Here is a 13130-nt window from a genome sequence, read left to right as displayed (position 1 = left end):
CCTTAAACCTCCCTTATTTGTGTACAAAATATCAGTTATATAAGAACTGCTCTTACAGTCCGGCTCACAAGCCTGCGCTTTTCTTCAGCCGGATTACGTTCCACGAAGCTTTGGAGAGAAGTGTGTCTACGTAACCATCCTTGCATACGGTACCGGCAGCCTGCACCGGCTGTACCTTCTGTTCTGCGGGCGTATTCACAGCTTTCAGGTCATCATGCTTCAGAACGATATGCTCAAGCAGGGTATACCCCTCGAAGCCCCGGATATCGGCCTTCAGGTGCAGGCCTTCCTCCAAATGACGGTTCACCGCAAAAATAGTCAGCTCCCCCTGCTCCGCATTATGTACAATCGCGCTGTCCAGGTAAGGAACATCAGTGTAATCCTGTGCATCGTACTTCGGTGAATTCACAATCGGCTGAAGCGAAACACCGCGTCCATATTTGGAAGCATGCAGATAAGGATAGAAGATGGTCTGCTTCCAGGCAGCACCGCCTGCTTCCGTCATTATTGGTGCAATTACATTGACAAGCTGGGCCAGACAAGCCATCTTCACCCGGTCTGCATGTCTCAGGAACGTAATCAGCATGCTGCCGACCAGCAGGGCATCCTCGAAGTTGTAGTGATCTTCAAGCTGCGGCGGACCGATGGTCCAGGGATCAATCTTCGTATCTGATTCGTTCGAGTGGTACCATACATTCCATTCATCGAAGCTGAGATACATCGTCTTCTTGCTGCGTTTCTTCGCCTTGATATAGTCACAGGTGGCTGTGACCGTCTTGATGAAATGCTCCAGGTCCATGCTGCGTGCCAGGAAGTTCGCCGAATCGTTATCACGGTTTCCGTAATATTGATGCAGTGAAACATAATCGGCTACGTCGTAGGTATGATCCAGAGTAACCGCTTCCCATTCAGGGAAGGTCGGCATCGCCGAGCTTGAGCTTCCGCAGGAGACAAGCTCAATGTCCGGGTCTACCAGGCGCATCGCCTTTCCTGTCTCATAAGCCAGCCGCCCATATTCCACAGCCGTCTTCTGACCGATCTGCCAGGGTCCGTCCATTTCATTGCCCAGACACCAGGTCTTGATCTTATGGGCCTGCTCTACTCCGTGGCTTCTCCGCAGATCACTCCAGTACGTTCCTCCGGGATGATTGCAATATTCCAGCAGGTTACGTGCTGCATCTACTCCGCGTGTTCCGAGATTGACTGCCATCATGACCTCTGAACCCGCTTCTCTGGCCCAGTTCATGAATTCATTGGTACCTACCTCATTAGGCTCAACCGTCCTCCAGGCCAGTTCAAGACGTCTGGGACGCTGTTCTACCGGACCTACACCATCCTCCCAATTGTAACCGGATACAAAATTTCCTCCGGGATATCGGATAATTGGCACATCCAGTTCCTTCACCAGTGATTTCACATCGGCTCTGAAGCCGGAAGCGCCTGAAGTGGGATGTCCGGGCTCGTATATTCCGCCGTAGACCGCCCGCCCCAGATGTTCTATGAATGAGCCGTAGATCCGCTTATCCACTTCAGCAATTACAAAGGATTTATCTACAATCAGCGTTGCCTTTAATGCACCAGAAGTCATATCATCACCAACCGTTTCATATAATAGTGAAATAATTAGAAAACATTTGAATGTATTCGCTTACAGGTATAAAATAACATATGTAAAGGTCTCTGTAAACAGAAAAATATAAATCTATTCATACATATTCAAACTAAAATCAATAAATGGCTTGTTTTCTGAAATACAACCTCGTTTTTCGCAATATAACAGCTTAATTCATTTGTATAAGTATAAAGTAAACGTATACTTTAAATCGTATTTAGCTGAGTTTTTAATTATAAACTACAAATAAAGGAAGAAATCTTTCCTTTTTAACTCAAATGGTTTATAATTTTATAAAATAGTTTGTTCTAAACGACCTCACTGGAAGAAGGTATCCTAAATATGATTTACATTAAAGATCTGATGAGCGGGATTGATATTTTCAAGGCGCTCAGCTCCGAGATCCGGATTCAGATTCTCGAGCTGCTGGCCACCAACCAGGCGCTGAACCTGAATGAAATTGCCAAGAAGCTTAAACTAAGCAATGGTGCAATTACGATGCATATCAAGAAGCTGGAGGAGAGCGGCCTGATCGAGATCAACACCTCGGTAGGCAAGCATGGCATCCAGAAGGTCTGCTATCTGAATAAAGATAAGCTGATGGTGGATCTGCGCAGCAAGGATGTCGACAATCTGTACGAGGTCGAAATCCAGGTTGGCCATTACAGCAATTATCAGGCGGTCCCTACCTGCGGACTGGCCACCAAAGACAGCATTATCGGTGACTTCGACGAGCCGCGTTATTTCGCCGATCCCCAGCGGATTGATTCCGAGATTATCTGGATGGCCGAAGGGTTCCTGGAATACCGGATTCCGAACTATCTCAAAGCCAACCAGACCTTCCGTGAGATTCAATTCTCCATGGAGATTGGCTCTGAGGCTCCCGGATTCAACGACAACTATCCTTCAGACCTGTACTTCTATGTGAATGGAATCGAAATCGGTTTCTGGACCAGCCCCGGCGACTTCGGAGATGCCCGCGGTACCTTCAATCCCGACTGGTGGCCGCCTCATCTTAACCAGTACGGCATGCTGAAGCTGATCCGGATCAACAATGAAGGAAGCTTCATTGACGGCTGCCGCATCTCGGACATCACCCTTGACGATATCAAGCTGGATTACAAAAGCGAGCTGACCTTCCGCATTGCCGTCACCGACAAGCCGGTCAACAAACGCGGCTTGACCATTTACGGCAAGCATTTCGGCAATTACAGCCAGGATCTGCTGGCGCGAGTGCTCTATAATGTGCATGAGGTGGACGATCCCTCCCGCCCTGTGACAACGGCGGGGGCCATAGACTGACTGGCTTTGCAATCAGCAAGACTATCCTCCCGGGCGGAGGATGGTCTTTTATTTATGCGGACCGCCGGGTAAAGAACTCCCTGCATAATTGTTCCCTCCTTAACCCACACTAACGAATGTCTTTCAAACTACCGTGAGGGAGTGTTTCGAATGCGTGAAGGTATAATACCCGCCGTTCTTGGAACCGTAGTAACTGCTTCCAGCGCAGCTTTTCTAGGCAGCAGATATAAGATGGCTGCAACAGGCATTCTTGGATTTGGTCTGGCGCATATTGTACTCGGCACCATCGATTTGTTCGAACACAGGTAAGCACATTGGAAGATGCCGGCCCGCACGATGCTGCGGGCCGGTTCCTTTTATCACAATATACGGAAACAACAAAAAAAGGCCCCCACCCTCCTACGGGTAAGGACCACAGTACATAAAGTTTATTTCACAGCTACATAGAACAGCCGCTGGGCGGAATCATCCGCTTCGATCCACTCGAAGTCCGCATAGATCTTAACGTCCTTGAATCCGGCCTTCAGCAGCTCCTGCTTCATCCAGTCCGGATCATAGGCGCGCTGGGTATGCGTCTCTTCAAAACGCCGGTACACATCCTGGCGGCCCTCTTCACGGGCGAAGATGGACAGGTGATGCTCAATCTCACGGCGCGGCACATCGAGCTCACAGGTCCAGATGTAGGATACGTTCGGCTCATCCTGCACGAAGGGCTGTTCTTCCTCGTAGCGCGTCAGCGTATTCGGATGATGTACATCGAACAGGAAGGTTCCGCCCGGCTTAAGTCCGGCATAGGTACAGGCAAATACATCCTTGACATCCTGTTCCTCCAGTACGTAATTGAGGCAATCGCAGAAGGAAATAACCGAATCCACAGGCTCCGGCATCTCCCATTCCTTCATATTCTGTCTAACCCAGCGTACACTGCCTTCCCGCAAAAAGCGCCGTCCCTGCGGCTGCTGCTCCAGCTTGCGCTGAGCCACAGCCAGCATATCCGAAGAGAGATCAATCCCCGTCATATGATAACCTGCCGCGGCCAGCGGAATGGTCAGGCTGCCGGTACCGCAGCCGAGTTCGGCTACTGTACGCGGCTTGCCGTATTTACTCCATGCTGTCTCTGCGAAGGTCAGCCAATCCGGATACGGCATATCCGCCATCAGCTCATCGTATACATAAGCAAATTTCCCATAGGAGGACACTGCGTACACCGCTTTCTATAAACTATTGGTTGTCAGATTCAGGCTCCGAATCGGCCTCTTCCTTGCCGGCCAGATAGGTCCAGTTCTCTTTCTGGGTAACCAGCCCTTCCTTCATCAGCTTGCCCAGCGCACGCTTGAAGGCTGACTTGCTGATGCCGAAGCGCTGCTTGATAATATCCGGAGGCGTTGCATCCGAATACGGCATGCCGCCGCCCGGACGGGTAGCCAGGAAATCCAGCAGTGCCGCTGAATCCACATCACGGCCCACTTCCTTGCGGTGGCCCATGCTGAGGTTGACCCGGCCATCCTCGCGGATATGCGCTACCCGTGCTTCAATCACTTCACCCAGACGCAAGAGCCGGCTGCGCTCAGAGGAATGAACCATACCAATGATGCCGAAGCCGAGTACACCAGCATCTACAAGTACAAAGGTACCCATCTGCAGAGGTTTGTATACCCGCGCAGTTACAGTCTGCCCCTGCCATGATTCAGGTGCGGGCAGCGCCAGCGGCGCCAGCTCCTGCTCTCCGGCCAGCTTGGCCCGAAGACGCCCCTGCTTGTCATGCTCCATAATGGCGAATACCTTGTCACCAATCTGCGGACGCAGCTCCACCAGCTCCGGAAGCTCGCCGATAGGCAGGAGCAGCTGGCGTCCAAGCCCCATCTCCAGGAAGCAGCCCAGACGCGGATGAATATCGGCCACTTCAAGCAGCGCCATTTCACCCAGCGTCAGGTAAGGCTTCTTCATTGTAGCTGCAGGACGGTCCTCGGTATCGAAGAAGATGAACACTTCAACCTTGTCACCGATCTTCGGCTTGCTGCCGACCAGCTCGGTGTAGTGAAGCATGATATCCTGGTCACCGGCGCTCAGGAAGTACCCGTAAGGGGATACCTCCCGCATCACTTCAAGCGTAACCGTAGTTCCAGCTATCAGACTCATACCGTTTCCACAACCTTGGCATCAGACCACAGACGCTCGATGTTGTAATATTCGCGTTCATCGCGGTGGAAGACATGGACGATAACATCCCCAAGATCCATCAGTACCCAGCGGGCTGCGTCCATACCTTCGATGCCTTTGATCATTCCTCCGGCTTCATGAACTACCTTGCGAACCTCAGTAGCAATCGCTTGCACCTGGGTATCCGAATTACCGTGGCAGATAATGAAATAATCACTGATCGGTGACACGCTGCGCAGGTCCAGTGCCACCACGTTCATTGCTTTTTTGTCCTGAACGGCGTTTAGCGCCAGCTCCAGAAGTTTGTTTGATTGTACACTCATATTTTATCCTCCAGTATTCTTACTAAATCGTTGCGCGCCAGCACCGTAAGCGGGAACACGATCCGGCGCTTCTCCAGCAGCAGGCTGATGGTAGAATCCAGTCCCGCTACCAGCCCTTCCTCCAGGCTGACCTTAGCCAGCCTGCGTATCTCATCCACACCGGGGAAATCCCGTCCAGGCTCAATATAATCGGCCAGACATACAATTTTTTCCAGCAGACTCATGTTCTCCCGTCCCGAGGTGTGGTAGCGGATGGCATCCAGTACCTCAATATCCGTAATTCCATAATCATGCTCAGCGGCAAAAGCGCCCACCTCAGCATGCCATAGCTGCTTGTCGTATTTCAAAAGCTCGGTGGATAACCCGTTCTGTTCAATGATCTCCCGCATCCGCTCTACAGGCCAGTACTTGGCGACATCATGCAGAATTGCCGCTGTCTCAGCCCGTTCAGGATCAGCGCCATAACGCTGCGCCAGCTTCACAGAGGATTCCATTACGCCGAGTGTATGCTTCCAGCGTTTGTCCGGCATCTGGTCAGAAACCGCTTCAATCAGCGCTTCGCGGCTGTACCCCATATAATCCACTCCTTTGAACATAATCAAACACAGCGTCCGGCACCATATAGCGGATGGATTTCCCTTCGGCAGCCCGGGCTCTGAGCATTGTGGAGGAGAGGTCCACCAGCGGCATATCCGCCAGCACTACCCGCTCCGCAATGAAACCGGGCAGCAGCCCAAGATCAAGCGGAGTCCCGGGACGCCCGACACCGATGAAGGTCAACCTCTGCACCAGTTCCTCAATCCCCTGCCATTTGGGCAAATACTGAACCATATCCGCTCCGACAATGAAAAAGAACTCATGCTGCGGATACTCCTCCTGCAGGCTGATCACCGTTTCCAGGGTATAGGACACTCCGCCTCTGACCACTTCCCAGTCGAGAATGCCAAAAGCAGGATGGTCCTTAACCGCTTCCTGCACCATGGACAGCCTGTCCTCGCCGCTCGCTCCGGCCTCGTGCTTATGAGGCGGAATATGCGAAGGCATAAACCAGACCTCCTGCAGACCGTAGCTCTCCCGCGCGGTTTCCGCGGCCATCATATGGCCGATATGCAGAGGATCGAAGGTTCCTCCCATTATTCCTACTTTCAAGAGGTTACCTCCCCCTATTATCCGATGAACTTCATCCGGCTGCAACTCTCGCACAGGTGCGGGAGCTGCGGCATCAATCCTTAGCGGGGAAGCTCAATCGTTTTGTTATCACGTGATTCCTTGTACAGAACGATCGTCTTGCCGATTACCTGAACAAGCTCCGAACCGGACTGCTCGGCAAGCGCGGCACCAATTTCCTTAGGATCATCGGCATTGTTGTTCAGCACACTGATCTTCATCAGCTCGCGTTTCTCAATAGCTTCTTCAATGTGACGGATCAGATGATCGTTGACGCCGCCTTTGCCGACCTGGAATACAGCATCCAGATGATGGGCCAAAGAGCGGAGATAGCGTTTTTGTTTACCAGTTAACATAAATGAACAAACTCCTTAATTAACATATATTATTACCTTACTTCGCCGAAATCATTTCCCCGGCACTCCCGCCGAGGCAATCCACAATAGTCTGCCGCATGATATCTACGGGTGCTGCGAGTCCTGTCCAGTACTCCAGCGCATAGGCACCCTGGTAGACGAACATTCCCAGCCCTCCGTGAATGATGCAGCCCCGCTGCAGGCTCCCCGTAAGCAGCCGGGTGTGCAGCGGATTGTATATCAGATCGCTTACGATCATTCCTTCATGAAGCCAAGCCGGATCTATCGGCATCTCCCCTATGTGGGGGAACATGCCTACCGAGGTCGTATTGATCACAATATCCATGCTGCCAATGACGGAAGAAACGGCTTCCATACCCGTTCCGGCTACGTTCCCTCTATTCCGGAAGCCGTCTGCCAGCTGATGGGCCCGCTCCTCATTACGGTTGGCGATGAGGATAGACGCCGGACGCTCCTGCAGCAGTGCCGAGACAATGCCTCTGGCTGCCCCGCCGGCTCCAATCACCAGAATACGGGTGCCTGCGAGTTCGGGCGCAGCCTCCGCCTTGAGCGAACGGACATATCCGATTCCATCCGTATTGAAGCCGGTCAGCACACCGTTGTCGTTAACAATCGTATTGACCGCACCGACATCCACCGCGCTGGCATCCAGCTTATCCAGATAGTCCATCACCGCAACCTTGTGCGGAATGGTTACATTCACCCCGCGGAAGCCGAGGGTCTTGACCGCCTGCACGGCATCCCCCAGCTTGTCCGGAGTGATATGCAGCGGCACATAAGCGCCGGAGAGTCCAAGCGCCTTCAGCGCCGCACCGTGCATCAGCGGAGATTTGGACTGGGCAATCGGGTCGCCCATTACGCCCAGCAGAAGCTCCGGGTGTCCATCCTTACCATTCAGGCCTGTCTCAGCCATAGTATCGCCCTCCTGCAGGTTCTGTCAGCATCCGCTTAAGTTAGATCAGCGAAGGACGGGTAAGCACCTTAATGCCGCGCGGCACATGTATGGCCACAACCGCACCTGCCGTACCGTTCACCTTGATCCAGCCCAGGCCGGAGATGAACAGGTCCGTCTCACTATTCCTGGCGATGCGGAATTCATGACGCTGCCATTGCGGCAGCTTATCCATATCCGCCGTTCCCGGAGGCGACAAAAGCTCGCCGCGGTGGTCCTGATACAGCGAATCGGCGCGCTCCAGCTTCGTGCGGTGAATCTTCAGCGTACTGCTGATATAGCAGGTGAAGGATTGGCGTTCGCCCTGAACGAAGTCGAAACGTCCCAGTCCGCCGAAGAACAGCGATTGGCCCTCATTCAGCTGATACACTGCAGGCTTGAGCGGATTCTCCGGCATTACAGCGCCCAGATCCTTACGTTCAACCAGTTCACTGTACCGCCAAGGATAGACAATCCCCGGAGTATCAATAATGTAATGGCCGTCATCCAGCGGAATCTTGACCATATCCAGCGTTGTGCCCGGATAACGAGAGGTAGTCAGCTCCTCTTCCAGGTCGCTGTAATCGGAGATCAGCCGGTTGATCAGCGTAGATTTGCCTACATTGGTCGCTCCGACGACATAGACATCACGCTGTCCGCGCAGCTCGGTTACTGCCTCCAGCAGGCGGTCGAAGCCCTGGTTACGCTTCGCGCTGACAAGCACAATCTCCGCCGTGCGCAGTCCCTCTTCCTTGCAGCGCTGCTGCATCCAGTTGCGCATTCTGTTCCAATTGGTCACCTTAGGGAGCAAGTCGCTTTTGTTGACCGCCAGAATAACCTGGTTATTGCCGACAAACCGCTGCAGCCCGGAGATCAGACTGCCTTCGAAATCAAAAATATCCACAATGTGGATTACCAGTGCGTTCTTCTCGCCCACTCCGCTGAGCAGCTTCAGGAATTCGTCCTGGTTCACCGATACGGAAGAAGCTTCGTTGTAATTCTTAATCCGGAAACAGCGCTGGCAAATTACGGGTTCCCGTTCAAAAGCAGTCTCCGGAATATACCCGGGAAGCTCCTTGTTTACAGTCTGAAGCTTGATACCGCAGCCGCTGCATTTCTCAGGCCGTTTCTTGTCGTCGTTCACTACATTCATTAAGATTTATCCTCCTCTTGCCACAATCCTTGCTTGCGCAGACGTGTCAGAGCAATCTGCTCCACCCTGCGGTTGATTCTTGTGCCCACGCCTTCATCTTTGACGGAGATCGGCAGCACGAGCACCGTATACAGGCCGAGCCGGTTGCCGCCGTATACATCTGTAAGCATCTGGTCGCCGACCACCACCGTCTGCTCCGGCTTCAGATCCATCAGCTTCATCGCCTTCAGAAACGGGGCATTGCTCGGCTTACGGGCCTGATGTACAAATTCAATATTTAGCGGCGTTGCAAAGCGCGACACCCGGTCCATATTGTTATTTGAAACAATGATCAGCTTGAAGCCAAGCTCCTTCACCTTCGTGAACCAGAGCAGCAGCTCAGGCGTAGCCAGAGGCGCCTTGGCGCCGACCAGCGTATTATCCAGATCCGTAATAATCCCGCGGTATCCTTGACGGAACAGCTCTTCCAGATCAATATCAAATACCGTATTTACCCGGAGTTTGGGAACTAACCTTTCAAACAATACTTTCACCTCATTTTCATACGGAAAACTTGTATCCAGCGCTATATCCAACTGTCAAAATCCACCTGTTAGCGGTACTTTATGATACTGGAGCATTACTTGCCGGATTTCATGCTTTTTCGCAGCCGCAAAGCTTCAGTATACACGCTGTGCCAGTCTTTGTCTTCAATAACCTCAGGGCTGTAATTCGCCCGCTCGAACATGCCCAGGAGTGTGGACAGATTTGCCGCCGCCGCAGGCCGTTCAAGGCTCCAGCGTTCCACAGATTCGCGCAAAGTTTCATGCTCTTTCTTCAGCATACCCTTACTTCGGACATACCTTACCCAGCGCTGCGTTTCTGCCACAACTTTTTGTACCGGAGTCAGCTGATGGCCGATGCGCAGACGCGTGATCAGGAACCGCAGACTCATGCGCCGCTGCCAGAGCAGGAAGCCGCTCCAGAGCAGAAGAACAACCGCCGCTCCTGTTACTACCCAAACACCAGGATGGAATCCTTCACTTCCGGCGGCCGTATTTGCCGCTTCCTGTTCAGGCTCCGCTTGCTCTTCCTCCTGCACTTCTGGTTCTGCTACGCTGTCTTCCTCCGTCTGGGTCAGCACCGGAACATTGAAGCCGGGCGTGGCTTCCACCGGAACCCAACCATAGTCACCGAAATAAATCTCTGCCCAGGAGTGGGCATCTGCGTTCGTGATCGTATAGTTATTATTCACCAGACCGCCTTGCTGAAGCGCCAGATTATCCGGGATTTCTGCCTGTTCCCCGGGCGCATAGCCCTTGACCCAGCGGGCCGGGATATCCAGGGAACGCACCATTGTGACGAGTGCAGTGGAATAATAATCGCAGTAGCCTTCCATAATCTCAAACAGGAAGCTCTCAACCATATCCTTGCTTCTTGCGCGTGAGACATCCGGCTGATTCGTGTACGGGAAGGTTTGCTGCAGATATTGCTGCAGCAGCATGACCTTCTCGTACGGCGTCTGTGCTCCGGCAGTAATCTCCTCCGCGAGCGCACGGACCCGCTCCGGGAAGTTACCCGGCAGCTGGAGATACGGGTCAAGAACAAGATCTCCGTACAGCTGTTCATAAGTCTGTGTGCTCAGCTCCTGAAACGGTACCACTGGCACCTCCGAGGTCACCACATAGGTCTGCGGGTAAGAGCGTGCACTGCCCGCCGCGTTCCACAGCAGCTCGCTGTCTTCACCCCGCCATGACAGCCCGTTGCTCTCCGCCACTCCATCCACAGAATTCACTTTTACAATCGAGTAGCCGCCGAAGAGCACAGGATAGTTGTTGCCGCCCAGCAGCTTAACCGTCTGCGTCAGTGTCCGGGTCTCTGTCTTAGGGGCCGCAACAGGCTCCAGCGGCTCTCCTACCTGGACTGTCCTGAAGGTTCCCCGGCTGAATGTATCATCGTCACTCCAGCCTTTTCCGGAATACGTACTCCGGATCTCTCCGCGCATATAGGTGCGCAAATCGGAGGTCACAGTCATTACGGGCGAATAATCAAAGTTAAAGCCGCCGCCAAGATTATCATCATTCAGACTGTAGCCGGAGGTGGTTGCTCCTCCCGTTCCTTCACCGCTTGAACTTTCACCGCTGCCGCCGGCGGAAGTTCCGGAGGAAGGTGTATTTCCGCTCCACTCCTGCCAGACCGTATAAGGGTCAGTCAGTGTAGGGCGTACATCCGGCATATTTACTCCGGCAATAATGACAAGTGAGAAGATGATCGCTATATTAAGGGCTACTTTGAAAGGATATTGGAGCAGATAGGTCCAGCCCCGCGGATAATGCAGTTGGAAGCTTCTTAAATGCCTGGTGACCAGCCAGCCCATTCCGGCAAACACGGTCCAGGCTACTTCCTGCCATAATACAGATGTTGTAAAAGAGTCCAGCGCGGCGAACGCCGTAATATTCATCCCGATGAACATGAGAATCCGCGCCTTGCCATTCACCCACCAGGATGAGAGCAGCATCAGCGCCCAGGCACCCAGCGCAAACCAGATGTACGGATTCATATGTGTGATGATATCCGGCAGCCGTTCACGAAGTGTGGGCAGCCAGGGATTCGGAACATATTCCCCGTAATGCAGAAGAATACGATACACGAGATACACTATCGCCGCACCTTCAAGCATGAGGCGGTAAATCCATTTAACAGGTATAATAATTTCAATTAAGGCTACTGCAACAAGAGTCAGCAATACAGCGGCTGTGGTCTCCTCCAGCCAGAAGGGCTCAGTGTAGGAAATCCACTGTAAGGCGATGATCATCAGCCAGAGCAGTGTCAAAGCGTGATGCCATGAGGATTTGACTCCGTTCATCCAATGCTTCATCGTATAGGATCACCTCCAAGTACCGCAGGGAGCTCATGAAGCGAGCTGACATTATAGCTGGTGATCCCGCGTGATTTGAGAACCTCCGCCCATTCTTCCCCCCGGTTCTTCGCGGCAGGATTGCGGACATGAATATGCGAAGGGGTCAGCCCCCGGCTGTCTGCCCAGCGCAGGGTATCCAGCACCGGCTTGCCGCTCTGCGGGCTGATCAGCACAAAGTATGCGCCTTTGGGGAACATCCGCTGAGCCTTGTCCAGCCTTGTAATCAGCGGCCCCCGGCCCTCCGCATTGATATCAATCAGATACTGGATCATCTTCTGCCGCTCGGCACTGCCTTCTGCCGGACTGAACACCTTCGTATCCTTATCCAGGCAGCACAGGCCGATCCCGATTCGCTCGCGTATGCCGAACCCGAGCAGTGACGCCGCAATCGAAACCGCCAGCTCGAACTGTCCTGAGCTGTAATATGCACCTGCACTGCCATCGAGCACCAGAATGGTCCGGGGGACCGATTCATGCTCGAATTCCTTCGACTTCCAGGCCCCTGTCTTCGCGGTAGCATTCCAGTGTATCCGTGTCAGCCGGTCTCCGTAGACATAATCACGGACACCGTTGATTTGCGTGGTCTCGCGCCGGGACTGGAGCAGCGAGGCTTGAGGCCCGGACAGGCGCGCTCTCCGCTCATACAGCTGCCAGCGCGGCACTACGACTGCCCGGGGCAGCACGCGGAACCGTCCTTCGGCCTTGAATGTGCCTTTGTGCTCCATCAGTCCGAAGATATCCTCACTGAGGATATCCGTGCTCTCGAAGGTGTAGCAGCCCCGCTCCAGCACCGGTGTCTGGAACAGCAGCTCTCCCCGCCCTCTCAGGCTGGGGACCAGACTCTCCTCGAACACCCAGGATTCCCCGTTATGGCGCTTCAGAATTTCCCGCACCACCACATAAGGCAAAGGCAGAAAACCCGGAATGTTAACATTCAGCTTCACCCGCAGATAACCGCCTGCGTAGAGCAGATCAGGCTTGTCCTGCTCCGAGTAGAGGCTGCGGGTGCCTTTGGCCCGCCGGACGCCGCCCAGTCCCCCAATGATTAGATACAGGATTAGAACCGATACCATAATGAACAGCATGAACGAGGTTTTGCCGCCCTGAAACAGCACATAGAGCAGTGTGATGACCCAGATCGCAAGCACGCCCATGAACTTCCTTGGCTGAATGACAGCGGCCGCTCCCGCTAGGATGCTCCTCATC

Annotated in this window: 14 protein-coding genes; 2 read left to right on the top strand and 12 right to left on the bottom strand. The window is 53.4% G+C overall.

Going from position 1 to position 13130, the window contains the following annotated elements; all coding sequences use genetic code 11:
* Nucleotides 1-64: 64 nt before the first annotated feature.
* Nucleotides 65-1588, bottom strand: a complete 1524-nt coding sequence (locus NSU01_RS08650; RefSeq protein WP_042134827.1) for an alpha-N-arabinofuranosidase — start codon at nt 1586-1588, stop codon at nt 65-67.
* Nucleotides 1589-1954: 366 nt separating this feature from the next.
* On the opposite strand from NSU01_RS08650, the gene NSU01_RS08645 reads away from it, so the two are divergent.
* Both NSU01_RS08645 and NSU01_RS08640 read left to right on the top strand, forming a co-directional pair.
* Entirely contained in the window at nt 1955-2914 is a 960-nt protein-coding gene (locus NSU01_RS08645) for a winged helix-turn-helix transcriptional regulator (RefSeq protein WP_042134824.1), read from the top strand.
* 150 nt (nt 2915-3064) lie between these two features.
* Entirely contained in the window at nt 3065-3223 is a 159-nt protein-coding gene (locus NSU01_RS08640; protein ID WP_042211365.1) for a hypothetical protein, read from the top strand.
* 119 nt (nt 3224-3342) lie between these two features.
* Here NSU01_RS08640 and NSU01_RS08635 read toward each other — a convergent pair whose 3' ends face one another.
* The 11 genes from NSU01_RS08635 to NSU01_RS08585 all read right to left on the bottom strand — a co-directional run bounded on the left by NSU01_RS08635 (nt 3343) and on the right by NSU01_RS08585 (nt 13129).
* Nucleotides 3343-4113, bottom strand: a complete 771-nt coding sequence (locus NSU01_RS08635) for a class I SAM-dependent methyltransferase (protein WP_042134823.1) — start codon at nt 4111-4113, stop codon at nt 3343-3345.
* A 22-nt stretch (nt 4114-4135) separates the two neighbouring features.
* The gene (locus tag NSU01_RS08630) at nt 4136-5053 is read right to left on the bottom strand and encodes a S1-like domain-containing RNA-binding protein (protein ID WP_039308300.1); all 918 of its coding nucleotides are present in this window, start codon (nt 5051-5053) and stop codon (nt 4136-4138) included.
* A complete protein-coding gene (gene rsfS / locus NSU01_RS08625; RefSeq protein WP_039308297.1) occupies nt 5050-5397 on the bottom strand; it encodes a ribosome silencing factor in 348 nt (115 codons plus the stop codon). The genes NSU01_RS08630 and rsfS overlap by 4 nt, the downstream gene beginning before the upstream one ends.
* A complete protein-coding gene (gene yqeK / locus NSU01_RS08620) occupies nt 5394-5972 on the bottom strand; it encodes a bis(5'-nucleosyl)-tetraphosphatase (symmetrical) YqeK (protein WP_042134819.1) in 579 nt (192 codons plus the stop codon). Before yqeK ends, rsfS begins: the two co-directional genes overlap by 4 nt.
* Nucleotides 5944-6546: a nicotinate-nucleotide adenylyltransferase gene (locus NSU01_RS08615; RefSeq protein ID WP_042134817.1), complete on the bottom strand. Its 603-nt coding sequence runs from the start codon at nt 6544-6546 to the stop codon at nt 5944-5946. Before NSU01_RS08615 ends, yqeK begins: the two co-directional genes overlap by 29 nt.
* A gap of 80 nt (nt 6547-6626) precedes the next feature.
* On the bottom strand, nt 6627-6920 hold the full coding sequence (yhbY, locus tag NSU01_RS08610; RefSeq protein WP_036697934.1) for a ribosome assembly RNA-binding protein YhbY: 294 nt from the start codon (nt 6918-6920) through the stop codon (nt 6627-6629).
* 37 nt (nt 6921-6957) lie between these two features.
* Nucleotides 6958-7854, bottom strand: coding sequence for a shikimate dehydrogenase (aroE, locus tag NSU01_RS08605; RefSeq protein ID WP_076242541.1), 897 nt, complete (start codon nt 7852-7854; stop codon nt 6958-6960).
* Nucleotides 7855-7894: 40 nt separating this feature from the next.
* Complete coding sequence (gene yqeH, locus NSU01_RS08600; protein ID WP_076242540.1) at nt 7895-9025, bottom strand: ribosome biogenesis GTPase YqeH; 1131 nt, start codon at nt 9023-9025, stop codon at nt 7895-7897.
* Entirely contained in the window at nt 9025-9549 is a 525-nt protein-coding gene (locus NSU01_RS08595) for a YqeG family HAD IIIA-type phosphatase (RefSeq protein ID WP_042140875.1), read from the bottom strand. Before NSU01_RS08595 ends, yqeH begins: the two co-directional genes overlap by 1 nt.
* Before the next feature lie 95 nt (nt 9550-9644).
* Nucleotides 9645-11882 (bottom strand): transglutaminase-like domain-containing protein, encoded by a 2238-nt coding sequence (locus NSU01_RS08590; protein ID WP_076242539.1) that lies wholly within the window; start codon nt 11880-11882, stop codon nt 9645-9647.
* Entirely contained in the window at nt 11879-13129 is a 1251-nt protein-coding gene (locus NSU01_RS08585) for a DUF58 domain-containing protein (RefSeq protein WP_076242538.1), read from the bottom strand. Before NSU01_RS08585 ends, NSU01_RS08590 begins: the two co-directional genes overlap by 4 nt.
* Between the last annotated feature and the right edge of the window lies 1 nt (nt 13130).

The organism is Paenibacillus sp. FSL H8-0259, assembly GCF_037963255.1.
GTDB lineage: Bacteria > Bacillota > Bacilli > Paenibacillales > Paenibacillaceae > Paenibacillus_AQ > Paenibacillus_AQ phytohabitans.
The sequence above is the reverse complement of the archived record's forward strand: the minus strand, read 5'-3'. Positions and strand labels throughout refer to the sequence as shown.

Coding starts and splice junctions, on each gene's coding strand:
- NSU01_RS08650 (WP_042134827.1), bottom strand. CDS start 1,588: ATGACTTCTGGTGCATTAAAGGCAACGCTGATTGTAGATAAATCCTTT.
- NSU01_RS08645 (WP_042134824.1), top strand. CDS start 1,955: ATGATTTACATTAAAGATCTGATGAGCGGGATTGATATTTTCAAGGCG.
- NSU01_RS08640 (WP_042211365.1), top strand. CDS start 3,065: ATGCGTGAAGGTATAATACCCGCCGTTCTTGGAACCGTAGTAACTGCT.
- NSU01_RS08630 (WP_039308300.1), bottom strand. CDS start 5,053: ATGAGTCTGATAGCTGGAACTACGGTTACGCTTGAAGTGATGCGGGAG.
- rsfS (WP_039308297.1), bottom strand. CDS start 5,397: ATGAGTGTACAATCAAACAAACTTCTGGAGCTGGCGCTAAACGCCGTT.
- yqeK (WP_042134819.1), bottom strand. CDS start 5,972: ATGGGGTACAGCCGCGAAGCGCTGATTGAAGCGGTTTCTGACCAGATG.
- yhbY (WP_036697934.1), bottom strand. CDS start 6,920: ATGTTAACTGGTAAACAAAAACGCTATCTCCGCTCTTTGGCCCATCAT.
- aroE (WP_076242541.1), bottom strand. CDS start 7,854: ATGGCTGAGACAGGCCTGAATGGTAAGGATGGACACCCGGAGCTTCTG.
- yqeH (WP_076242540.1), bottom strand. CDS start 9,025: ATGAATGTAGTGAACGACGACAAGAAACGGCCTGAGAAATGCAGCGGC.
- NSU01_RS08590 (WP_076242539.1), bottom strand. CDS start 11,882: ATGAAGCATTGGATGAACGGAGTCAAATCCTCATGGCATCACGCTTTG.
- NSU01_RS08585 (WP_076242538.1), bottom strand. CDS start 13,129: ATGAGGAGCATCCTAGCGGGAGCGGCCGCTGTCATTCAGCCAAGGAAG.